This window comes from Rhodococcus sp. YL-1 (assembly GCF_001942025.1).
Lineage (GTDB): Bacteria > Actinomycetota > Actinomycetes > Mycobacteriales > Mycobacteriaceae > Rhodococcus_F > Rhodococcus_F qingshengii.
In genome coordinates, this window is record NZ_CP017299.1 from 1,527,500 (window position 1) to 1,550,118 (window position 22,619).

The window sequence follows — 22,619 nt, forward strand, 5'->3', positions numbered from 1 at the left end:
TTTAGCTTGGCTACAAAAACGTGCAGCGAACAAAACGTGCGCCGCGTCATAGATATTCATGCAAGGAGTCACATATGGGATCCCTCGGAAACCTCCTCAAGGCCAACGGTATGGGCTGGGGCATTCTCCAGCTTCTGCCCCTGGTCAACATGCTCAAAACCCTTCAGGGGCTGGACACCGCGAGCTCGAACTCCTGACGTTCGACCTCGAGAAATCTTCCGAAACAACACAGGAGTAGTCGCATGACCTCGATTCAGAATCTCGACGCCTTCCTCAAGAGCGTTCTTGCATTCGTGACCAAGTTGAACGCGGGATCGGCAGACGGCTCGGGTTCGGCCGGTTCGGCCGCCGAGTAGTTCTCGGTCCTCACTTCATCTCAACTGCATTCCGACAAAAGGAGGCCCGACATGGGTTCATTCGAAGACTTCAGCGGCGTCGTCAAGACGTTCATTCCGGTGCTCAAGGACCTGTTCACGGCACTCGGTGGTGGCTCTCTCACCCCTGGGACGGGATCGGCGGCCGATAAGTAAGTCCAGTTTGTCCGAAAGTGTGGCTCGCAGTTGTCTGCGGGTCACACTTTTCGGCTTTTCACTGTGATCTAAATCACATTATGGGACATTCTAGAGGGTGAATTTGCGCTTTGAACTGCAATTATCCGTAAAGGTGTGACCGAAAGTCCGCATTGATAGCTATTAGGTAGCTAGACAAGTGTGGAAAGCCGGTCTATAAATGCAGGCAGCGCCAAGTAAGTGCGCTACATCACAGCTCGGGATGTTGTTCGGGGGGCGGTTCAGCCATCCGTGCGGCAGAAGTTCCCGAACCATCTCGGCCACCGCCTGCGGCCGGAATGGCGCTGGAACATCACATCACCTCACATACAGGAGAACCTCCTATGTTCGGATCACTCAGCACCCTCGGACCCCTGCTCACCGCGCTCGGAGCTTTCCTCAAGTCCGTTCCCACCGAATCGCTGTCCGGCAAGGGCGAGGGCTCGTCCACCGGTTCACTCTCGGGTCTGTCCAGCGGATCCGCCGAGTAGTCATCCCTTCCGGCAGGTCCATTCGGCTCTGCCGATCGGATTGCATGCAGGTGCCCTCTGTCCACTGTCGTGGCCGGAGGGCACTCGTGTTTGCGGAGATGGTCGCAGCTGCCGTTTTGGCATGTGAACACAGAACTGCGAGTGGCAGCACCTGCGTACGATGGTTCGACGACATCGGCATACGGTCACCGCGACGTCCGGTGCTCCCGAATTCAGAGGTAGCCGACCGCGAGGTGACGCATGGTAGGGACGAGTCGCTTTCTGCGCCTTCTCCTAGTGCTGGCCGTCGTACTTGCGGCATCGTTGATCGGCATCCTCACGCGCCCACCAGGTTTGCTCGCGACTTTCTGGTGCGCCAACGCCATTCTGCTGGGAATGATGGTCAGATGGCCGGTCCTGATCGAATGGCGGACGTGGATCGCCGCGGCCGTCGGATACGTCTGCGCTGACCTGATTACGGGCAACTCGCTGTCGCTTGCCCTGCAGCTGAACGGGGCCAACCTCGCCGGAGTGACGCTCGGTGTTCTCGTTCTGTACTACTTGAAGCGCACACCGTTCCGATTGGTCGATTCGCAGTCGCTGGTATGGATGGTCTTCGTTTCGTTCGTCGCGGCGACTGGTACCGCGGCCACGGCCGGCGCCTTGGACCGGCTCTTACGCGGTCAGTCCTTTGCCGACACGTTTTTCCACTGGGGTGCCACCGAGGTCATGGCGTACCTGCTGGTCCTTCCTCTCATTCTCACTCTCACCATCCCATCGAGTCTTGCCGAGTTCCGCAGGAAACTGACCGCCAGAACTGTCGCCGCTCTGAGCGTTCCGCTACTCGCCACTGCAGCCTGCGTGCCGATCGCCCTCAGTATCGAAGGGCCGATTGCGCTGGTCTTGCCGATTCCAGCTCTCCTCTGGTGTGCCACTCGCATCTCGGTTCCGAGCACTGCCTTCGTTTCAGTGGTCTGGTCGGTGTGGTCACTCATGATGGCGGGTAGCGGTCGACTCGACATCGGAGATCAAGCCGCCTCGACGTGGAACGAGGACGTCATCACATCCATAGCGGTCACCCTGATCGCGTTGGGGCCGATAGCGGTTGCCTGTGCGACCGAGGAACGCCGTGCTGCCGAGCGTGAGCTCTTCCTTGCCGTCGAATTCGACCATCTGACCGGGGTCCTCTCGCGCGGTGCGTTCCTCGGCCACGCGGAAGCGGAACTTGCCGACGCGACTCGCACACAATCTCCGGTCGGCCTGCTGATGCTCGACCTGGACCACTTCAAGAGCATCAACGACACGCATGGACATATGACCGGTGACAGCGTTCTCGCGAACTTCGCCGAGCGGGCCGCTGACCGATTGTCGGACGGCGATCTGATCGGAAGGCTCGGCGGCGAGGAGTTCGCCGTTCTGCTTCCGGACTGCAGCTACGCGCGAGCAATCGATGTCGCCGAGGCGGTCCGCGGCGCGCAAGTCGAGTACTCGGCCGAATCAGATGTGACGAGCACCGTCAGCGTCGGCGTCGCGTGGGTCGATCATGCGACGCCGGCGCTGTCGACCCTCATGAGCGTCGCAGACGAGGCTCTGTACGACGCCAAGCGTGCTGGGCGCAACCTCGTGAAAGTGCACCGCGTCGGCAACGACACCGTGCCGCAACGGAATTCCGAGCCGGACACTGCCACCCACACCTATCGCAAACCTGCGCTACCCCGAACGATCCGGCGAGGATTTGGCCGCGAAGGTGTGGTGGACGGCCGATAACCGCGCTGACCTGCATCGGGATTGGCATATAGTCGCACCCATGCAGCTTGATTCGACGCCTTCGCCCCTGCCGACGCTTCCGCTCCGATTCGGAACCCCACTGACCGAGAACTCCATCCGCGTGATGATGTTGGGATCAGGCGAGTTGGGTAAGGAAGTTGTCATCGCGCTGCAGCGTCTGGGCGTCGAAGTGATTGCGGTGGATCGGTATCCCGATGCCCCTGGGCACCAGGTGGCTCATCGTGCTCATACCGTCGACATGACCGATCCGGAAGCACTGCTTGCCGTCATCGAGTTGGAAAAGCCTCACTTCGTGGTTCCCGAGATCGAGGCCATCGCGACGGATGCGCTTGCACTCGTCGAAGAACGCGGGGGTGCGGTGGTCATTCCGACCGCCCGAGCCACCCAGCTCACGATGAACCGTGAGGGAATCCGTCGGCTCGCGGCCGAGGAGTTGGGCCTGCCCACTTCGCCGTACGCTTTCGCGGACTCGCTTGCCGAAGTGCAGGCAGCGACAGACCGAATCGGTTTCCCGTGCGTCATCAAGCCAGTCATGTCCTCGTCGGGGAAGGGACAGTCGACGGTTCGATCCGCCGAAGATCTCGACGCCGCATGGGATTACGCGATGGCCGGAGGTCGTGTGAATCACGGCCGGGTGATCGTCGAAGGCTTTGTCGATTTCGATTACGAGATAACGCAATTGACAGTTCGAGCCGTCGGTGAGAGCGGTCAGGTCGAGACGTCGTTCTGCGAACCGATCGGGCACCTGCAGGAGGCCGGAGACTACATCGAATCGTGGCAGCCGCAGCAGATGTCCGCGGTTGCCCTCGCCTCGGCCCGAGACGTCGCCGAGAAGGTGACCACGGCTCTGGGCGGGCGAGGCATCTTCGGCGTCGAGCTATTCGTGAAGGGCGACGACGTCTTCTTCTCCGAAGTGAGCCCACGGCCGCACGACACCGGATTGGTGACTCTGCGGACGCAGCGACTTTCGGAGTTCGAACTGCATGCCCGCGCGATCCTGGGCTTGCCGGTCGACACGACGCTCACGTCTCCGGGAGCATCGGCAGTGATCTACGGCGGAGTGGAGGCAAAGGGGATCGGATTCGACGGCGTCGCCGAGGCGCTCGCGGTTCCCGAGACGGACCTGCGGCTCTTCGGCAAGCCGGAGAGCTTCACGCGTCGTCGCATGGGTGTTGCAGTGTCGACGGCCGCCGATGTGCCTACTGCACGCGACCGTGCTCGCGAGGCTGCGTCGAAGGTGCGTCCCGTCGGATGAGTCCAGCGGCCGAGGTCCTCGTCGGGCTGGTCATCCTGGTCGGTCTGATCGGTGTCGTCGTTCCGATTCTCCCGGGGACGCTTCTCGTTTTCGGTGCAATTCTGGTGTGGGCGATCATGACCGGTGGTGCCACGGCGTGGACGGTGTTCGCGCTGTCCGCGCTGGCACTGGTGGTCACCGGGATCGTGAAGTACACGTGGCCGGGCAAGCGGATGAAGTCCGGGGGAGTGCCCAACCTGTCGGTGGTGGTCGGCGGCGTCGTCGGCATCATCGGGTTCTTCGTGATTCCGGTCGTGGGGTTGTTCCTCGGATTCATCGTCGGAACGTATTTCGCGGAACTAGCGCGGCTGCGCCGTTACGACATCGCTTGGTCGTCGACGCTTCACGCGGTGAAGGCAGTCGGATTGTCCATGCTGGTGGAACTGTTCGGAGCGCTGATCGCGGCGGGGCTGTGGCTGGGAGCCGTTGCGTTCACCTGAGCGCAGCGGTACCAGGAGCGGGCGTTGTCGCACATGACCGCGGGCAGGTCGTCGCCGACAGCGTCGGCGATCACGTCCAGGTCGTGGACCTCGAACGCTCGACGTGCCCGTGTACCGGGTAGATCGGTGCCGAACATCAGCGCAGCGGGATTGACCGCGTGGATCTGGCGCAGCACATCGCTGACGTCGGAGATGGTGGTGCGGCCGAACCCGGTGGCTTTGACGCGCACTCCGCGGTCGACGAGGTTGAGGAGATACGGCAGTCCGCGGGTGGACATTCCCAAATGGTCGATGCTCACCGCGGGCAATTTGGCGAAGACCGGTTCCAACGACAGCAACAGCGTGGCATCGACGTAGAACTCGGCGTGCCAACCGACCAGATCGAATGCGCGGTTGGCAAGATCGGCAAGCAGACGCAGGTCGGTGGCGCCGCGGCGCAGGTTGAACCGGACGGCACGTACTCCCAGTGCGTCCAGAGCAACGATGTCTTCATCCGTCGCATCGAGCGGCAAAGCAGTGACGCCCACCCAGCCTTCGCCAAGTTCGGACAAGGCAGCTTTCAGGTATTCCTGGTCATTGCCCTGGTACGACGCGGTCACCACCGCGCCGCCGTCAACGCTGAGGCCCTTCAGCGAGGCAATCCGGGCCCGGTAATCGGCCACGGTGAAGGGCTCAGGCAGGTACCCGTGATTCTCGACCAGCGGGAAGCGCGGGTCGATGATATGCACATGGGCGTCAAACACGGGGTCTATTTTGCCCTGTTGCCCTGGGTCCCTGCACACACCACCGGCCCGATGTGACCTGGGTCGCGTCGGGCCGGTGGAGGGCTTCTGTTCAGTTACTTCCGCGCACTCAGTTCGCGCGGTCGGGCTCGGATGCCTTCAGCATGTCGTGACGCTCGACGACCTTGATGCGCTCACGGCCCTCGGGCTCGCCCAGGCTGCGCTCGTGCGCGTCGAGGCGGTACCAGCCCTGCCAGGTCGTGTACGGAACCTGCTTGCCTTCGAGGAACTCGATGACGGCGTTCTCGTCGGGGTTCGCGGCGCCCGCGAAGTCGACGGAGTCCTCGAGAAGATTCGCGACGGTTTCGTTGGCGTCACCCTTGGTGTGGCCGATGAGGCCGACGGGGCCGCGCTTGATCCAGCCGGTGACGTAGGTGGCCGGCATGAACCGGGCTGCGCCCTCGGCGTTGTCGTCGGCGACGACGCGTCCGGCGTCGTTGGGGACGGTGCCGGCCTGGTCGTCGAACGGCAACTGCGTGATGTTCTGCGAGAGGTAACCGACGGCGCGGTACACGGCCTGGACATCCCAGTCCTTGTACGTGCCGGTGCCCTTGACGTTGCCGGTGCCGTCGAGCTGAGTGCGCTCGGTGCGCAGGCCGACGACTTTACCGTCTTCACCGAGGATCTCCGTGGGAGATTCGAAGAAGTGCAGGAACAGCTTGTGAGGACGGGCTCCGACGTCGCGAATTGCCCAGTCCTGCAGCGTATTCGCAACCATGTCGACCTGCTTGGAGTTGCGGCGAGCCTGCTCGGAACCCTCGTCGTAGTCGATGTCCTCGGGGTCGACGATGACCTCGATGGTCGGCGAGTGGTCGAGTTCGCGCAGTTCGAGAGGGGTGAACTTGGCCTGGGCCGGGCCGCGGCGTCCGAAGACGTGAACCTCGACGGCCTTGTTGTTCTTGAGGCCCTCGTAGACGTTGGCGGGGATCTCGGTCGGCAGCAGTTCGTCGCCGGTCTTGGCGAGAACGCGGGCGATGTCGAGGGCAACGTTGCCGACGCCGAGGACGGCGACCTTCTCGGCTTCGAGCGGCCACGTACGCGGTACGTCGGGGTGGCCGTCGTACCAGGAGACGAAGTCGGCCGCGCCGTAGCTGCCGTCGAGTTCGATGCCCGGGATGCCGAGCGCACGGTCGGCGTTGGCGCCGGTGGAGAAGATGACCGCGTCGTAGAACGACTGCAGGTCGTCGAGGGTGATGTCGGTGCCGTAGTCGATGTTGCCGAGCAGGCGTACCTGAGGCTTGTCGAGCACCTTGTGCAGGGCGGTGATGATGCCCTTGATGCGCGGATGATCAGGCGCGACGCCGTAACGAATCAGGCCGAAGGGCGCGGGCATGCGCTCGAAGAGGTCGATGCTGACGCCGCGGCCGGAAACTGCGGTGTCGGATTTCATGAGGGCGTCGGCGGCGTAGATGCCGGCGGGGCCGGCGCCGACGATCGCGACCCGGAGTGGGCGGTTGGAGTCAGTCATCGTGAGGACAGCTACCTTCTTCGAAGTTCGGACAACATATCGACAAGTATCCAATTTAGCCGAACCTAAGCACAGTGCCTCGGTTGCGGCCGAACGGATCCACACTCTCACTCGATCGGTTGTGGGTAAACCTATTCTTTCCTCCCATTCTCCTGTTGTCTCGGGTATCCGGGGTAGGGGCCTGATCCTTGACGGGCCACAATTTCAAGTTGTGGGGGACTATTGGCGTTATGAGTGACGAGCTGCGCGAATCCGACAACATCGATGGCAAGAAGGCGTCTGCGGGGCCGTTCCTCTTGGCTGTCGCCATCGTCGCCTTGATCCTGGGTGGAATCTTCGTCGCATCGTGGATCTCGCCGGCCGAGGAGAACGTCACCGAGTCGGACCGCGTGAGCCGCTCCGTCACCGACTACGTCGATGCCGAGAATCGGAATGACGCGGAGACGATCAAGACCCTGACCTGCGCGAGCTTCAATTCGAGCAACGGTCCTATGGCCGGCGTCGACGGGACGGTCGAGCTGAAGGGTGTGGACGGGGTCGCGGTCAACGGCGATCGCGCCCGGGCCGACGTGACGATCACCGGTGGCGGAGCGGGCGAGCGAGTCTCGACCTGGGCCCTGACCCGTGACGGCAACCGTTGGGTCGTCTGCAACTGACGGCCCGCTCAGGCGCTCACGGCAGTCTTGTGAAAACATGGACTACGTGAGTTACGCAGGCGATCTGACGCCGGAGCAAGCCTGGGAGCTGCTCCGCGAAAACCCCGACGCCGTGCTGGTCGACGTGCGGACCGATGCGGAGTGGAAGTACGTCGGTGTCCCCGATGTGTCCTCCCTCGGCAAGCAGGCTGCACTGATCGAATGGGTGAGCCACCCGACCGGCGCGCGCAATGACAACTTCGTCGACCAGTTGAAGGAAGCCGGCATCACTGCTGATTCCTCCGGGTCGGAGCGTCCGGTGATTTTCCTGTGTCGATCCGGACAACGTTCCATCGGTGCGGCGGAAGCTGCGACTGCGGCGGGCATCGGCCCGTCGTACAACGTGCTCGACGGGTTCGAAGGCGCATTGGGTGCCGACGGACATCGCGGACTTGTAGGTTGGCGGGCCATCGGCTTGCCATGGAGGCAGCAGTGAGCGGAATTCCCCAGGGTGGCGCATTTCAACGAGCGCTGCCGGACGACGTCGGTCTCGGCACCCTCGGTGTTCGCGGCGGACTGATGCGTACCGGGTTCGAGGAGACTTCCGAAGCGCTGTTCCTCAACTCCGGATTCGTCTACGAGAGTGCAGAAGCCGCCGAACAAGCCTTCACCGGCGAGGTGGATCATTTTGTCTACTCCCGCTACGGCAACCCGACCGTCAAGATGTTCGAAGAGCGTCTGCGTCTCATCGAAGGTGCAGAAGCCTGCTTTGCGACTGCCAGCGGAATGTCGGCAGTCTTCACGGCGTTGGGCGCACTGTTGGCCAACGGCGACCGATTGGTGGCTGCGCGCAGTCTCTTCGGATCCTGCTTCGTGGTGTGCAACGAGATTCTTCCGCGCTGGGGAGTCGAGGTCGTCTTCGTCGACGGTGAGGACAACGCGCAGTGGGAAGAGGCGCTGTCCGTGCCTACCACGGCAGTGTTCTTCGAGACGCCGTCCAACCCGATGCAATCTCTCGTCGACGTTCGACGGGTGTCGGAGCTTGCTCATGCAGCCGGTGCAAAGGTAGTGCTGGACAACGTCTTCGCGACGCCGCTTCTGCAGCGCAGCCTCGATCTGGGGGCCGACGTCGTGGTGTACTCCGGCACCAAGCACATCGACGGTCAGGGGCGCGTGCTTGGTGGCGCGATTCTCGGTACCGAGGAATACATCAGCGGTCCCGTTCGAGAACTGATGCGGCACACCGGTCCTGCGCTCAGCCCGTTCAATGCGTGGACTCTGCTCAAGGGCCTGGAGACGATGCCGGTTCGTATTCGGCACTCCGTGGCTTCGGCACTCGAGATCGCCGAATTCCTCGAAGGACACTCCGGCGTCAAGTGGGTCAAGTATCCGTACCTGACGTCGCATCCGCAGCACGAGCTCGCGAAGTCTCAGATGAGCGGTGGCGGAACGGTTGTCACGTTCGAGCTCGATGCGCCTGACGGAGAGGGCAAGAAGCGGGCGTTCGAGGTTCTCAACGGCCTGCGCGTCATCGACATCTCCAACAACTTGGGAGATTCCAAGTCGTTGATCACTCACCCCGCCACGACAACGCACCGGGCCATGGGGCCGGAAGGCCGTGCAGCAGTGGGTCTTACAGACGGCGTTGTCCGTCTGTCCGTCGGGCTCGAAGACACGGCTGATCTGTTGGCTGATCTGAAGCGAGCACTCGGCTGAATCGCTGGAGCGCCTTGCCTCGAACTTCCGACGGCAAGGCGTTCTACGGTGCGGGCGTGAGACCCAGTTGTTTGACGTCGATCGTCAACGCCGTCGTATTCAGTGTGAGACCTGAGCTTGTCGTGTCGGTGGGGTAGATCGTGAACAACACCTGCGCCGTCAGATTGGTGTTGTTCAGGGCCGACGTGACCGCGATGAGGTTCGGCGTCGGTGCTGTGCTGTCGTACAGCAGATTGTTGCTCTGATCCGTGACGTACGTGCGAAGGTCGATGTTGGCGGCTGCGAGCCCGCCGCTCAACTTGGTCTTGTCGACTGTCACGTTCGCTTTCAGACGTGGGCCGGTGGCCATCACCTTCGAATCGCAGAAATACGTGTAGTTGAATCCGGGCTTGAGCCGGTAGGTAGTGATGTCCGGGATATATACGAGTGGATTCGGATTGGTGGGCGCGTTGACGTAGACCTGCGAATACCAGCCCCCGCCGTTCGTGGTCACGCATGCTCCCAGATCCAGGGTCCCGGACTGGACAGCGGCGCTTGTCAGGGTCGCACTGTCGGTCCACTTCGCCAATGTGCCCGAGCCGCCGAGCAATACAGCTCCGGCCGCGGCGACTGCCATTGCAGCCTTCGTCGTCTTCTTCATCACGGCACCAGTGCCTTGATTTCGTCCGGAAGTTCGCTCGGGGTAGGAGATTCGGCCCAGACTCCCGTTGACGTGTCGATGACGGTGACTCCGGAAGGGGTGATTACGTATAGCTGATCGGTACCGGTGAGCCAATGCAGGACAGCGTCGCTGTCAACGGGACCTCGATATACCTCAGCGCCCGATGAATTCGACACGGACACAACCGTTCCGCTGGCAGTCGAGAGCTTCTGGGCGCTGAGACCGGTCGTGGTCGCCGGGGCGTCGACGGGAACCTCGCTCGGGGTGGTCGTAGTTGGTGGCACCGTTGTCGTTGTCGTTGTCGTTGTCGTTGTAGCGGTCGTCGTCTGGGGCGCCGTAGTTGTAGCCGGTGACGAGGTGGTTGTCGACGGTGCAGTTGTGCTGGTGGTTGTCGACGGTGCAGTTGTGCTGGTGGTTGTCACAGCCGGCGCCAATGTCGTGGTGGGCGTGGTGGATGAGGCGGTCGTGGAAGTGACGGCCGTAGTAGGAGTGCTCGGAGCGTCTGCCGCCAGTGCCGGCGCTGCCGATCGACTGAGAGCAGATGTCCCGCTGATCGGACCGCCACACGAGTAGAGCAGGCCGACGAGAATGCTGAATTGGTAGCCGGAGTACGACGGCGTGACCGACGTGCCGCTCAGTCCATGGATTTCGATGTTGTAGGTGCCGACTATGAGCGGGAACGCGACTGTTGTACCGCCCGAGCCGTATCTCATGGAGCCTGTAGTAGACGTTGCGGTGTAGTCGTTCGACCCCAAAAGGTTTCCGCTGGCGTCGCGAGCGATGAGGCGGTATGAGCTTCCGACAGTCGCGGGCCAAGTGATCGTTACTGCGACCGGAACAACGAGCGCAAAATTCACCGCGCAACTGGCTGTGCTTGGCGACGTGGGAAAGGTTGCAGCAGTGCCGAACTGAATGCTTGTTGCCGCGGCTGTGTCGGTGTACCCCGCCTTGGTACCACCGATCTGGGACACACCGACCACCGTGAGACCGACCGTAGCCAAGGCGACGATGGCCTTGAGGGCATGGGAGTCGCCGCGTATGTCCTGACGATCCCGCTGAGGTTCCTCCGCGTCGGAAGCCTCACGTCGACGGAACGCGATGTACAGGAGCCCGCCGACGGCAATCGCACCAAGCACAAGCCCACTCGGTCCGGACAGCCAGACTGCCACGTATCCGAGGCGGTTGATGCTGAAGAAGACGCGATCGGCTTCGGTGATGACGTAGGGATCGGGATCGGCGATCGGATTTGCATCACCACGCAGTTGTGCGACGGCAAGGTTGTTGCCCTGCTGATCTATTGATTCCACACGATGGGTGATGCGCGTGCCTTGGCTGTCGGAGACGCTGACGATGTCACCGACCAGCACTTCCGAAGCAGGCACGGTGCGCGCGAATGCGAGAGCACCGGTATCGATCGTGGGTGACATCGATCCACTCCGAAAGATCAGCGGGGTGATACCGAAAGCCAGACCGGCGATGAAAATGATGATGGATACCAAGCCTGCGAGGGCTCCCAGGCTGAGCAGGACTTCCCGTACCCGGTTCTGCATCGAGGCCTTTGCATGTTTTTTCGTGTGTCGAGCCATTGCCATCACACCTTTGCCGTGAAGGTCAGGACGATGTTCGACGTGCTGTTCGTCGGCGGTGTCGGTGTTGTCGGAAGCTGCACCGAGACACATAAATTCTCGGTAGCCCCGACCGCCAGTGGGCGGTCGGGGCTACCGATGGCTTGATTCGCGGTGAGTGTCAGCGCGAGCGAGGACACAACGTTGGCGCCGTCAGTGCACTTGTTGGCAACAGTTCCGTTGGAGGAAACCGTCATTCGTAGAGAAGTCGTCAACGCACCGCTACTCGTAGACGTGATCGTGTACTTCAGTGGGACAGTTGCCGCTGTGCCCAGGTTGTTGACCTTGATCAGAGCGGTGTTCGAATCACCGGGAATCATTCCGGACTTGCCAAGCTCACTGAAATTCAGGGACTTGGTCAGGGTGGGCTGGGCGGTGCTGTTCAACTGCAGATTGATAGAACCCGTCGTGATGTTGCCCGAGGTTGCCGTGGCGGAAGACGTCCAGGCCGCGAGCGTGGTCACTCCGCCGACACCAAGCACCATCCCCAGCGCGAGCAGCGCGCGAAAACGCGTGCTGGTCAACAGGTGACGAATCCGATGGGCCGGACGGTCAGGGCGCGAGGGCATCGTGCTGGCCTTTCTCGATCTGGGCGGAGTCTGCGGGCGCGAAAGTTGCAGGGTCAGGAGCCAATCGGGCTCGAGCTCGCTCCTTCCGGCCGTCACGGATGCCGCTGATCATCATGTACGACGCGTACAGCAGTAGAGCGGTCACTACGATCACCACGATCACGGTGCGCTGCTCTCCCGTCAGCCAGGTGTTCACGTAACCGAGATAAGGCAGGCTGTACCAGACCTTTCCCCGGATCTGCACCGGCCGCACTTCCTTCTCGTCAGGCTCACCGTTCGCATCGCCCTGGGTGATGAAAGTTCTTTCACCCTTCTGGTTTTCACTTGTGGCGATGATCCGGTGCGTGACGACGGTCGGCTGACCCGATTCCAGCTGGTACGTAATAGGTGTACCGATCCCCAGTTCGGACGGATCGACAGGTTTGACCACTACCAGTGATCCAGGGTTGTACGTCGGGCGCATCGAACCGGTCAGAATCGTGAAGCGCTGTGCTCCGGCAAAGAAGGGAACGACAATCGTTGCGACGATGACTGCCGAAATTGCCAGCAGCAGTGTCCAACTGACGATAGAGGTGATCCACCAGAGTGGGCCGGTGCGATCGGTGCGCTTCGTGGAGTGTTTTGTCATACCGGACCTGCCTGGAAGGTCAAGGTCGTGGTGCTTGTTGCACCTGAGACCGCCCCGACGCCTACCGTGAGTCGCAAGCACAGAATGTACGTACCGCCTGAGACCAGTGGACTCGGCATGTACGCCGGTGAAACCGGGTACTGCAGCGATGCATCCATCGATCCGGACGTCAGTGGGGTCACTGCCGGAGCCGCGGTGTTGACGCCGGCAGGGCAGGCGCCTTCGTTGGCGACTCCGTAAGTGGTCAACGTGAATCCCGTAAGTGCGGTCGTCGACTGCATTCGCCATTGCAGAGGATCAGTCCCCGAATTCTTGACGGTGAGCGGTGCTTGCACCGTGTTTCCCGGGACAACGGGCGTCGCGGCCGTCGTCAAGTTCGCCAGGGTGTACGCCGCACTGGTTCCGGCAGTTGTACCAACCGTGAGGTTGACGCTGGCGGCTGTCGCCGTACCGCCATTCGCGCTCGCCGAATCGGACCACAGCGCGAGCGACTGCTGTGACGATGCAAACACCGCTACAGCAGCCACCGCGACTGCGATCGCTCCCCAGACCTTTTTCCTCATGAAATTACGGGGCCGGTGTCAGTGCTGTCTGAGTGACGACCAACTTCATCGCCGACAAGTTCAGCGACTGGTTCTGCGCGACCTGATTGGCCACCTCGTTGAAGTTCAGCCGGACTCCGACGTGGACGATCGTTCCGTTCTGGGCTTTGGTGATCTGCGAAATCGGGTTGCCGCCAGTGTCCTTGATTGTCGTCACGGGCACGACAGCAGCGGCAAGCTCGGCGCTGTTCGCACCCGGAACGATTCCGGCCGTATCAGCGGTCAGAACAGCCGCGAGACGATCGCCCACTGCGGTCACAGTGACGTCGCAGGTGTATTCGATGCTCTCGGTGGTGACTATTCGGTAAGCCGAGATGTTGGTGATCGCGGTCTTCGTCGGGTTGAGGGAGTTCCACCCGCCACCGACCGGTGCGCAAGAGCTCAGGTCGAGGGCGCCGGACGTGACGGGCCCGCCGCCACTGACGTCGGCCGAATCGCTCCAGACTGCGAGCGAGCCGGCACCGCCGAGGAGGAGGGCACCGGCCGCCGCAGCAGCGATCGCACCCTTGGTCTGCTTCTTCATGAAAATCTCATTTCATGTCTGGGACCCGAAATGGGGCCATTCAGACATGAGTATCAGACACGGCAAACGATTCGTTACCACTTTTCGAAAAATCAATTTTACGACTGGAGTCCAACTGTCACTCGGTGTCGAAATGATCTTTGACCTGCGTCTAACTACTCGTTTGTAAGTTTGGTGCGAATAAAACCGCTGGTTTGTTCAGTTGGACAAAGCGGACGAGTCGGAACCTGGCAAATCTGCTGTTTTTTACCAGTTAATTACCGAGTTTCGGTTTTGTTTTGCAATTTGAATCAATTGTTTGTGTTGCTACGGAATGGATCGGTTGTTGTTCCCACAAGATCGGCGACCGACTCGAGGACGATGGTCGGGCGGTAGGGATAGAGCTCTACCGACGCGCGGGTCGAGATCCCGGTCATCACCAGAATCGTCTGCAGTCCGGCTTCGAGGCCACAGACGATGTCGGTGTCCATGCGGTCGCCGATCATCAACGTATTGGCGGAATGAGCGCCGATGGACCGCAGGGCTGAGCGCATCATCAAGGCGTTGGGCTTGCCGACGTAGTAGGGATCGCGTCCGGTTGCCTTGGTGATGAGTGCCGCGACAGAGCCGGTGGCCGGCAGCGAGCCGTCTCGCGACGGTCCAGTGGCGTCCGGGTTGGTGGCGATGAACCGCGATCCACGCTCGACCAGGCGAATGGCGGTGGTGATTGCCTCGAAGGAGTACGTTCGCGTCTCGCCGAGGACGACGTAGTCGGGGTCGCTGTCCGTCAGCACGTAACCGATGTCGTGCAGGGCAGTGGTCAGGCCCGATTCGCCGACCACGTAGGCGCTGCCGCCCGGCCGCTGGTTGGCCAGGAACGTCGCGGTTGCGAGCGCTGACGTCCAGATCGACTTCTCCGGGATGTCGAGTCCCGAATTGAGCAGGCGTGCTCGCAGGTCACGCGGGGTGCGGATGGAGTTGTTGGTGAGCACCATGTACGGGATGTCGTTCGACGCCAGCTCTGCCAGGAACGTGTCCGCTCCAGGTATCAAGTGCTCCTCGTGGACGAGAACCCCGTCCATGTCCATGAGGTAGGTCCAACCGGTCTGATCTTCTGTACTGGTCATTACTCCAGTATGTGCGGGTGGCGCCCGATGTGGGCGGTCAAGCGAGAAGGCGCCACAGTCCGATCAGGCCGACGACGACAATCGTGTAGCGCAATGCAGTGGGGGACAGGCGCCGTCCGTAGCGGGCACCGAGAACGCCACCACCGAGTGAGCCGACGGCGATCAAACCGGCTGCTGCCCAATTGATCTGATCGAATGCCAGAGTGATGTACATCCCTGCTGCAACGATGTTGACGAGCAGCGACAGCAGGTTCTTCGCGCCGTTCATGCGCTGGAGGGTTTCCGGGAGGATGGCACCCATCACACCGATGAGAAGGATGCCCTGCGCGGCAGTGAAGTATCCGCCGTAAATGCCGACTGCAAAAGTGCCGGCGGTCAGGAGCATCAGCCTCTTGGTGGACAGCGTCGTTTCTTCGGTGGAACGCTTCTTGGCCCACGCCTGGATGCGTGGTTGGAGGAGGACGAGCGCGAGAGCGAGGACCAAGAGCACCGGAACGATGGTCTCGAACAGTTTCTCGGGTAGGTGCATGAGCAACCACGAACCGAGTAGTGCTCCGGCGAGGGACGCCGGAATCTGCCACTTCAGTCGGTCCCACTGTCCGGACAGCTCACGTCGGTAGCCCCAGGTACCCGAAACTCCGCCGGCGACGAGCCCGACCGCGTTGGACATGGTTGCGGTCACGGGCGGCATGCCGAAGGCGACCAGGGTGGGAAACGTGATCAGCGTTCCACTGCCGACCACGGCGTTGATCGCGCCCGCGCCGATACCGGCCAACAAGATGAAGAAAGCGTCGAGTCCACTCACTCCGCAGACGGTACGGCAGAGGAAAAGTCAGTCCGGACGGCGGTCCCGGTCTTCATTCGAACGCTCCATTCAACACGCCGAACGCGGCTTCGGACACCGTTGAAATCAATGCGATTTCAACATCGTAGACACTTCATTTCCCTTGCAGTGCAGGGAAATACAACATTTGACGACTCGACATTTCGCGTCTAGTCTTTGCTCACCATCCAGAGCGACCGAGAGACCTGGCTCGTCGACGTCGCAGCAACCCCCCGAGTGATCGGGAGCGGGTGCTACCGCCAGGACCGATGGAAGGCATCACATGGGTACCACTTCGCACGCTGCGCACAAGCGACGTCACATCGATCTGTGCCGCACCGCTTCGTGTCACTGTCGCTGACCGAACTCTCGTCGTCTTCGCAACTCGAGCGCACCAACTCGAGGACACAGCTGCGTTCCCATTTCCCCGAAAGGTCTATTCGTGATGTCCACTCCGTCAGGTAGCGCGCCGTGAGCGCGCCCACCGATGTCCGCCCCGAAAAGTCGGTGTCCGAGTCGCAACTTCCCGACTCGGAGCTTGTCGTCGCTCGCACCTGGCACCCGCTGCGCTGGGTGATCAGTGCGGTCGTGCTGGTCCTGCTTGCTCAGTTCATCCACGGGCTCGTCGTCAACCCCGGCTGGGACTGGCCGACGTTCGCGCAGTACTTCACCGCGAAATCAGTGCTCGCCGCGTTGTGGATGACGATCAAACTGACCCTGTGGGGGACGATCCTCGGGTTCGGTCTCGGTGTTTTCCTGGCACTCGGTCGGTTGTCGAAGAATCCGGTCCTGCAGGTGATCGCCTGGACCTACATCTGGGCCTTCCGCTCGATTCCACTCATCGTGCAGTTGCTCTTCTGGTTCAACATCACTTACCTGTACCAGACACTTTCTCTCGGAATACCTTTCGGTCCCGAGTTCTTCACCTTCCAGGTCAGCGGTGTGATCGGCGGATTCACCGCGGCAGTCATCGGTTTGGCGCTGCACCAGGCTGCATACTCGGCCGAGATCATTCGCTCCGGAATCATCTCGGTGGATCACGGTCAGATCGAAGCTGCTCACTCGCTCGGCATTCCGCGCAGTCGCCAGTTCTTCAAGATCGTTCTCCCGCAGGCAATGCGGGCGATCCTCCCCAACGCCGCCAACGAGGTCATCGGACTCTTCAAGGGAACGTCGATCGTCTCCACCATGGCAATCGCCGAACTGTTCTACCAGGTGCAGGTCATCTTCGGACGCAACGGACGAGTCGTGCCCCTGCTGATGGTCGCCACGATCTGGTACATCATCCTCACGACGTTGCTCTCGATCGGTCAGTACTACGTGGAGCGCCACTATGCACGAGGATCCGCCCGTGCTCTTCCGTTGACTCCGGTACAGAAGGCGCGCAAGAAGTTCGAAGAGATTCGCGATGCGCGTCTCGATATTCCGAGAGGTGCGACCCGATGACCGCAGAACTGGCCGAAGAGACGGTGTATGCCGTCGAAGCGCGCGGAATTCACAAGTCCTTCGGCACGCTGGAAGTACTTGCCGGCGTTGATCTCCTGGTCCGCAAGGGCGAAGTGACCGTCATTCTCGGTCCGTCGGGTTCCGGTAAGTCCACCTTGCTGCGAACCCTCAATCACCTCGAAAAAGTCGACCGCGGAACCGTACGGATCGACGGAGAGCTGATCGGATACCGGCGCAAGGGAAATCGACTCCACGAACTGCGTGACCGCGAGATCCTGAAACAGCGTTCGCACATCGGATTCGTGTTCCAGAACTTCAACCTGTTTCCGCACCTGACCGCGTTGGAAAACGTGGTGGAAGCGCCGCTCTCGGCCCAGAAGCGTGATCGTGACGAGGTGTACCGCGAGGCCCGCGCACTGCTCGAGCGAGTGGGAGTGGGGGACAAGGCGGACGAGTATCCCCGCCAACTCTCCGGTGGCCAGCAACAGCGCGTCGCGATAGCGCGAGCGCTGGCACTGCGGCCGGCGGTCATTCTCTTCGACGAGCCGACGTCGGCGCTCGACCCGGAACTGGTGGGCGAGGTTCTCGAAGTCCTGGCTCAGCTGGCCCGTGACGGCGCCACCTTGGTGATCGTCACACACGAGGTCGGATTTGCTCGGGAAGTGGCGGACACTGCGGTCTTCATGGACGGCGGCGTCATCGTCGAACAGGGCCCGCCTTCGCAGGTGATCGACAATCCGGTCCACGAACGGACCAAAGCCTTTCTCTCCCGCGTCCTCTGACGCGACCCAGACTCATTCCCGGAAGGAAAAATTGATGTTCTCCACATCCCGTCGCGCGACTTTTCTGATCTCGGCGCTTGCCACCGTCGGATTGCTCAGCGCTGCATGCAGCAGCGCGGACGCCGAGTCCGACGGCGCCCAGGTCACCGCTGCTGCGGGTTACAACCTCACGGCCGATCAGAACCGCATCAGCACCGACAAGGTGGATTCCATCGCCGCCGAGCTACCTCAGGACATCCGCGATCGTGGCACACTGCGCGTCACCGGTAGTGCCGGTTCCGCTCCGCCGCTCCGTTTCTACGCCGACGACGACACCACCCTCATCGGTTCCGAGACCGACTTCGCCTATCTGATCGGTGACGTTCTCGGCTTGAAGGTCGACCTGCAGACAGCAGATTGGGCACAGAACTTCGTCCGGATCGACTCCGGTGAGGCCGACGCCTTCCTCTCCAATGTGACTGTCACAGAGGAGCGTAAGGAGAAGTACGACTTCGCGACCTACCGTCTCGACACCCTCGCCTTCGAAGCCAAGAAGGGTGCCGGAATCTCCATCAAGGAACCCAAGGACGTCGCGGGCAAGAAGATCGCCGTCTCCTCGGGCACCAATCAGGAAGCGCTGCTGGTCAAGTGGAGTGAGCAGAACGTCGCGGCCGGCCTGGCGCCTACCGACATCTCCTACTACCAGAACACCACCGACTACTACCTCCCGCTGCAGTCCGGCCGGATCGACGCCTACTTCGGCCCGAACCCGTCGTCGCAGTTCCACGCCAAGCAGTCGGGGGAGACCGAGGTTGTCGGTGAGTTCTCCGGGGCCGGCGACACCCTGCAGGGGCAGATCGCGGTGCTGGTGAAGAAGGACAACGGCCTGATCAAGGCGATCAACGACGCGATCAACCACACGATCGAGAACGGCACGTACCAGCAGATCCTCGAGCGCTGGAACATCACCAGCGAAGCCGTCGACACGTCCCTGATCAACCCGCCCGGCCTTCCGAAGACCAAGTGAGCTCTCGTCCATGAGTGAGATTTTCGATGTGATCGTCATCGGCGGAGGACTCGTCGGGTCCTCCGCCGCCTGGCGGCTCGCGGCACGCGGACGTAGCGTCGTTCAGCTGGAACAGTTCGGGCCGGGGCACAAGCACGGTGCGTCGCACGGTACTTCGCGCATCTACCGGCAGGCGTACGACAATCACCTGTACACAGGTTTGGCGGCCGACGCGCTGCCGCTGTGGCGGGAGTTGGAGACCACGACGGACATCGGGTTCCTGGAACTCACCGGTGCCGTTGATCACGGCCTGCCGCAGGCCGTGCAGTCCAAGGCGAAGATACTTCTCGAGGCGGGCATCAAGGGTGAGATCCTCACCCCTGCCGAGGCGTCCGCCCGTTGGCCGGGGCTGCGATTCGACACCACGGTGCTCCATCATCCCGACGCAGGCCGGTTGCACGCGGACCGCGCCGTGACCGCTCTGAAGGCGGGAGCGGTGTTTGCCGGTGCCGAGGTCCGTCACGATGTTCGGGTGTTGGCACTCGCGCGAGCGTCCTACGGCGTGGACGTGGTGACGGACAGTGGAACGCTCGCAGCTCGTCAGGTCGTGATCGCGGCCGGTGCGTGGACTGCGGACCTGATCGCAGACAGCGGTCTCGGCTCCGAGATCGTATTGCCGACACTGCGCACGACACAGGAACAACCAGCACACTTCGCACCGCTCGATCCCGGAGTCGAGTGGCCGAGTTTCGTTCACCACACCGGCGCAGAATTGGAGACCGCGGGGATCTACGGGCTTGGTTCCGAGGACGGGATCAAGATCGGCGAACACGCGACCGGGCCGGTGGTGACTCCGCAGACCCGTGACTACACCCCTGACGTCGACGGAGAGCGGCGATTGGCCCAGTACGCCGAGTCGTGGTTGCCCGGTGTCGATTCCACCCGTGTCGAGTCGCTCACCTGCCTGTACACGAGCACGCCGGACAGTAACTTCGTCATCGACCGAGTCGGCGCCGTCACAGTGGCGGCGGGGTTCTCGGGGCATGGGTTCAAGTTCGGTCCGGCCTTGGGTGAACTTGTGGCGGACCTCGTCGACGGAACCACCCTCGCTCCGGAAGTTTTCAGGCTGGGGGAGCGTTGACCAGATTCATGGAGGAAAGTGTTGTGGCACTGGAGCTCGGAACTCGGCAGCTCGAGGGTATCGGAGCGGTAGAGGTCTATTCGGTATCGCAGGACGATCCCTTGGCAGCTCCACTGATCGCGGAGTTGGCACTCGAATACAGTTCGCGTTACGGCGGGACTCGCGAAGCGATGCTCGATGATCTCACGACGTATCCGGCAGAAGAATTTGCCTACCCGCAGGGTGCGCTTCTGGTGCTCACCCACGACGGTCTGCCGATCGCCGGTGGTGCGTTTCGTCAATTCGATTCCACCACTGCCGAACTGAAGAGAATCTGGACGTCGGTCGACTATCGGAAGCGCGGCCTCGGCAAGGCCGTCGTTCGCGAGTTGGAACGAGAGATCGAACTTCGTGGATACAACCGTGTGTTTCTCACGACGGGTCCTCGGCAGCCGGAGGCCGTCGCGCTGTATCTGTCCAGTGGATACACACCGCTTTACGACGCTTCACTCTCGCCCGAAGAGGTGGGCGTCCACCCGTTCGAGAAACAACTTCGGGTGCTCGAAAATGTGACTCGAGCAGCAATTCCTACCGACCGGGTTGACAACACCCGGGTTTGACCTCGTAGACTTGCGAACGACCATCCAGAGCGACCGAGAGACCTGGCTCATTGAAGTCGCAGCAACCCCCCGAGTGATCGGGTGCGGGTGCTACCGCCAGGACCGATGGAGGAACACGAAATGAAGGCAGTCGAAGGCGGTTTCGATACCGCCTGGTCGCGTCGTCACGTAGACCTGTGCCGCACCGCGGGATCTTTCTGTACCAACTGACCTCTCGGTCAGTCATTCACACTCAGGCGAGTCGTCGACAAGTCTGTTTTCTCTTCTCTCACAAGTGATTCGTGCTCGATCGCCTTTTTCGTCTCAGGCGACGGGTGCGCTCTTCGGCATGCCTCTTTAGGAGTTCTTGGTGTCTTCGCCCTCATTCGGTGCCCGCAAACGCGCGACCGTAATCGCCGGTATCGGTGCTGTCTCGGTTCTCGGCACCGTCCTCGCCGGCTGCAGCAGCGGGAGTGACAGTGCTGCCGACGCAGGCCCCGCCCAGTCCGGCGGAACCCTTCGCTACGGTCTGTCGCAGGCGCCGACGTGCGCCGATCCGGCCCAGGCCGGCAGTAACCAGACCGTGTATGTCACTCGGACAGTGGTGGATTCGCTTACCGATCAAAATCCCGACACCGGAGAGATCACCCCGTGGCTCGCCAAGAGTTGGGAGATCAGCCCCGACGCCGCTAGCTTCACGTTCGTCCTTCGCGACGACGCCACCTTCAGTGACGGCACACCGGTGACGGCGGATTCGGTGAAGAAGACCTTCGACTCGGTCAAGAACCTGGGACCGAACGCGTCGTTGGCGAAGAGTTACCTGTCCTCGTACACCGGTACCGACGTCGTAGATGCTCACACGGCGAAGATCAATTTCTCCGGACCCAATGTTCAGTTCCTGCAAGCAACTTCGACGCCACAGCTCGGAATCCTCGCCGATTCCACCACCGCGCTGGCATCCGAGCAGCGCTGCCCCGGTGCAGCGGTGATCGCCTCCGGACCGTTCGTGTACACCGACTGGCAGCAGGACAAGAGCGTCAAGATCGCCAAGCGTGCGGGATACAACTGGGCCTCGGATGCGGTCGCGCATCAGGGCGAGGCGTACCTCGATGGCGTCGACTTCACGGTGGTTCCCGAATCCGGTGTGCGGGCGGGCAGCGTGGCCTCCGGCCAGCTCGATGCGGTCAGCGATGCGCTTCCGCAGGATGCGCCGCAAATCGAGGGCGCGGGTGGACGAATCCTCACAAGGCCGAACCCGGGTGTGAGCTTCTTCTTCCAGCCCAACGTCAGTCGCGGCGTTCTCGCTGATCAGGCTGTTCGTCAGGCCATCATTCCCGCGATCAACCGCCAAGAACTCGTCGACACCGTTCTGGATCCGTCGTTCTTCCCGGCCACGAGCCCGCTGGCTCACACCACTCCGCTCTACAGCGACGAATCCAGTGTCGTGACGTACGACGCCGACAAGTCGGCGAAACTCCTCGACGCGGCTGGTTGGAAGACCGGCAGCGACGGTATCCGCGAGAAGGACGGGCAGAAGCTCACTTTCAGCGTCACCTTCAGTCCGGTGTTCTCGGGTAACCAGGCCATCCTCGAGCTCGTGCAGCAGCAGCTCAAGAAGGTCGGCGTCGACCTGCAGCTCAACTTGGTCTCGAACGGTGAATGGACCGAGAAGGGAGTATCGGGTGATTACGATTCGCTGTATTACAACAGCACTCGCGCGGACGCCGACATCTTGCGGGCATCGTTCAGCACCGAAGGCCGCAACCTGAACCGTCGCGGCGCAGATCCGGAGCTCGACAAGGTACTCACAGACCAGCTTGCAGCCACGGACAACGGCCAACGCGGCGAACTGGTATCCACCGCACAGGAATTGATCCTCGACCGTGGACTCTCCATCCCCACCATCGAGCTCTCGCAGGCCATCGGCGCCGGATCGAGTGTGCAGGACCTGAACTTCGAAGCCTCCTCGCGCCTGCAGTTCTACGACGCATGGTTGTCGGGTAAGTAAT

At 61.8% G+C, this 22,619-nt stretch carries 27 protein-coding genes and 2 riboswitches; of the genes, 17 read left to right on the top strand and 10 right to left on the bottom strand.

The genetic code is table 11. The features are described 5' to 3' along the window. The first annotated feature begins 74 nt into the window (after positions 1–74). From BH682_RS37040 to BH682_RS07180, 6 genes are all read left to right on the top strand, one after another. Positions 75–197, top strand: a complete 123-nt coding sequence (locus BH682_RS37040; RefSeq protein WP_003944443.1) for a hypothetical protein — start codon at positions 75–77, stop codon at positions 195–197. 210 nt (positions 198–407) lie between these two features. Continuing rightward, positions 408–530 carry a hypothetical protein gene (locus BH682_RS37045; RefSeq protein ID WP_019749478.1) on the top strand — a complete coding sequence of 41 codons (123 nt, stop codon included), beginning with the start codon at positions 408–410 and terminating at the stop codon, positions 528–530. Positions 531–892: 362 nt separating this feature from the next. Beyond that, entirely contained in the window at positions 893–1,039 is a 147-nt protein-coding gene (locus BH682_RS07165; RefSeq protein ID WP_007726811.1) for a hypothetical protein, read from the top strand. A 240-nt stretch (positions 1,040–1,279) separates the two neighbouring features. Further along, positions 1,280–2,785 (top strand): GGDEF domain-containing protein, encoded by a 1,506-nt coding sequence (locus BH682_RS07170; RefSeq protein WP_223304638.1) that lies wholly within the window; start codon positions 1,280–1,282, stop codon positions 2,783–2,785. 40 nt (positions 2,786–2,825) lie between these two features. Beyond that, the gene (gene purT, locus BH682_RS07175) at positions 2,826–4,061 is read left to right on the top strand and encodes a formate-dependent phosphoribosylglycinamide formyltransferase (protein ID WP_003944342.1); all 1,236 of its coding nucleotides are present in this window, start codon (positions 2,826–2,828) and stop codon (positions 4,059–4,061) included. Next, positions 4,058–4,540, top strand: coding sequence for a DUF456 domain-containing protein (locus BH682_RS07180; protein WP_042924222.1), 483 nt, complete (start codon positions 4,058–4,060; stop codon positions 4,538–4,540). The genes purT and BH682_RS07180 overlap by 4 nt, the downstream gene beginning before the upstream one ends. Here the strand turns inward: BH682_RS07180 and BH682_RS07185 are convergent. Together BH682_RS07185 and BH682_RS07190 are read right to left on the bottom strand one after the other, a co-directional pair. Next, on the bottom strand, positions 4,444–5,283 hold the full coding sequence (locus tag BH682_RS07185; RefSeq protein WP_223304639.1) for an amidohydrolase family protein: 840 nt from the start codon (positions 5,281–5,283) through the stop codon (positions 4,444–4,446). The genes BH682_RS07180 and BH682_RS07185 overlap by 97 nt on opposite strands. 109 nt (positions 5,284–5,392) lie before the next feature. Beyond that, positions 5,393–6,790 (bottom strand): FAD-dependent oxidoreductase, encoded by a 1,398-nt coding sequence (locus BH682_RS07190; RefSeq protein WP_003944405.1) that lies wholly within the window; start codon positions 6,788–6,790, stop codon positions 5,393–5,395. 230 nt (positions 6,791–7,020) lie between these two features. Here BH682_RS07190 and BH682_RS07195 point away from each other — a divergent pair, with 230 nt between their 5' ends. The 3 genes from BH682_RS07195 to BH682_RS07205 are packed head-to-tail and all read left to right on the top strand — an operon-like array spanning position 7,021 to position 9,141. Further along, on the top strand, positions 7,021–7,446 hold the full coding sequence (locus BH682_RS07195; RefSeq protein WP_007726820.1) for an Rv0361 family membrane protein: 426 nt from the start codon (positions 7,021–7,023) through the stop codon (positions 7,444–7,446). Positions 7,447–7,492: 46 nt separating this feature from the next. Continuing rightward, positions 7,493–7,921: a rhodanese-like domain-containing protein gene (locus BH682_RS07200; protein WP_007726822.1), complete on the top strand. Its 429-nt coding sequence runs from the start codon at positions 7,493–7,495 to the stop codon at positions 7,919–7,921. Beyond that, entirely contained in the window at positions 7,918–9,141 is a 1,224-nt protein-coding gene (locus BH682_RS07205) for an O-succinylhomoserine sulfhydrylase (RefSeq protein WP_172403504.1), read from the top strand. The genes BH682_RS07200 and BH682_RS07205 overlap by 4 nt, the downstream gene beginning before the upstream one ends. Before the next feature lie 43 nt (positions 9,142–9,184). Here the strand turns inward: BH682_RS07205 and BH682_RS07210 are convergent, their stop codons facing one another. From BH682_RS07210 to BH682_RS07245, 8 genes are all read right to left on the bottom strand, one after another. Beyond that, positions 9,185–9,781, bottom strand: a complete 597-nt coding sequence (locus BH682_RS07210) for an alternate-type signal peptide domain-containing protein (RefSeq protein ID WP_054782213.1) — start codon at positions 9,779–9,781, stop codon at positions 9,185–9,187. Further along, positions 9,781–11,388, bottom strand: coding sequence for a signal peptidase I (locus tag BH682_RS07215; RefSeq protein ID WP_190287649.1), 1,608 nt, complete (start codon positions 11,386–11,388; stop codon positions 9,781–9,783). Before BH682_RS07215 ends, BH682_RS07210 begins: the two co-directional genes overlap by 1 nt. 5 nt (positions 11,389–11,393) lie before the next feature. After that, positions 11,394–11,996, bottom strand: coding sequence for a SipW-dependent-type signal peptide-containing protein (locus BH682_RS07220; protein ID WP_063314824.1), 603 nt, complete (start codon positions 11,994–11,996; stop codon positions 11,394–11,396). Further along, positions 11,980–12,624: a signal peptidase I gene (locus tag BH682_RS07225; protein ID WP_063314823.1), complete on the bottom strand. Its 645-nt coding sequence runs from the start codon at positions 12,622–12,624 to the stop codon at positions 11,980–11,982. The genes BH682_RS07220 and BH682_RS07225 overlap by 17 nt, the downstream gene beginning before the upstream one ends. Continuing rightward, on the bottom strand, positions 12,621–13,187 hold the full coding sequence (locus BH682_RS07230) for a hypothetical protein (protein ID WP_075832540.1): 567 nt from the start codon (positions 13,185–13,187) through the stop codon (positions 12,621–12,623). Before BH682_RS07230 ends, BH682_RS07225 begins: the two co-directional genes overlap by 4 nt. A gap of 4 nt (positions 13,188–13,191) precedes the next feature. Continuing rightward, a complete protein-coding gene (locus BH682_RS07235) occupies positions 13,192–13,749 on the bottom strand; it encodes an alternate-type signal peptide domain-containing protein (protein WP_047269467.1) in 558 nt (185 codons plus the stop codon). A gap of 290 nt (positions 13,750–14,039) precedes the next feature. Beyond that, positions 14,040–14,855 (bottom strand): HAD-IIA family hydrolase, encoded by an 816-nt coding sequence (locus BH682_RS07240; RefSeq protein ID WP_003944345.1) that lies wholly within the window; start codon positions 14,853–14,855, stop codon positions 14,040–14,042. A 37-nt stretch (positions 14,856–14,892) separates the two neighbouring features. Continuing rightward, positions 14,893–15,660, bottom strand: coding sequence for a sulfite exporter TauE/SafE family protein (locus tag BH682_RS07245; protein ID WP_003944404.1), 768 nt, complete (start codon positions 15,658–15,660; stop codon positions 14,893–14,895). Between the two features lie 199 nt (positions 15,661–15,859). Then, a riboswitch (SAM riboswitch) is annotated at positions 15,860–15,954 on the top strand. Between the two features lie 7 nt (positions 15,955–15,961). Between BH682_RS07245 and BH682_RS37285 the strand changes: the two genes are divergently transcribed. From BH682_RS37285 to BH682_RS07275, 8 genes are all read left to right on the top strand, one after another. Beyond that, a complete protein-coding gene (locus tag BH682_RS37285) occupies positions 15,962–16,039 on the top strand; it encodes a putative leader peptide (protein WP_350318888.1) in 78 nt (25 codons plus the stop codon). A 110-nt stretch (positions 16,040–16,149) separates the two neighbouring features. Beyond that, positions 16,150–17,124, top strand: a complete 975-nt coding sequence (locus BH682_RS07250) for an amino acid ABC transporter permease (protein WP_003944440.1) — start codon at positions 16,150–16,152, stop codon at positions 17,122–17,124. Then, positions 17,121–17,906 (top strand): amino acid ABC transporter ATP-binding protein, encoded by a 786-nt coding sequence (locus BH682_RS07255; protein WP_020968833.1) that lies wholly within the window; start codon positions 17,121–17,123, stop codon positions 17,904–17,906. The genes BH682_RS07250 and BH682_RS07255 overlap by 4 nt, the downstream gene beginning before the upstream one ends. 34 nt (positions 17,907–17,940) lie before the next feature. Next, the gene (locus BH682_RS07260; RefSeq protein ID WP_063314821.1) at positions 17,941–18,912 is read left to right on the top strand and encodes an ABC transporter substrate-binding protein; all 972 of its coding nucleotides are present in this window, start codon (positions 17,941–17,943) and stop codon (positions 18,910–18,912) included. A 10-nt stretch (positions 18,913–18,922) separates the two neighbouring features. Then, the gene (locus BH682_RS07265; protein WP_075832542.1) at positions 18,923–20,032 is read left to right on the top strand and encodes an FAD-dependent oxidoreductase; all 1,110 of its coding nucleotides are present in this window, start codon (positions 18,923–18,925) and stop codon (positions 20,030–20,032) included. A gap of 8 nt (positions 20,033–20,040) precedes the next feature. Then, positions 20,041–20,631 carry a GNAT family N-acetyltransferase gene (locus BH682_RS07270; RefSeq protein ID WP_190287651.1) on the top strand — a complete coding sequence of 197 codons (591 nt, stop codon included), beginning with the start codon at positions 20,041–20,043 and terminating at the stop codon, positions 20,629–20,631. A gap of 17 nt (positions 20,632–20,648) precedes the next feature. Next, positions 20,649–20,743: riboswitch (SAM riboswitch) on the top strand. Positions 20,744–20,751: 8 nt separating this feature from the next. Beyond that, entirely contained in the window at positions 20,752–20,841 is a 90-nt protein-coding gene (locus BH682_RS37185) for a putative leader peptide (RefSeq protein WP_310504006.1), read from the top strand. Between the two features lie 139 nt (positions 20,842–20,980). Further along, entirely contained in the window at positions 20,981–22,618 is a 1,638-nt protein-coding gene (locus BH682_RS07275; protein WP_003944291.1) for an ABC transporter substrate-binding protein, read from the top strand. The last annotated feature ends 1 nt before the right edge of the window (position 22,619 follow it).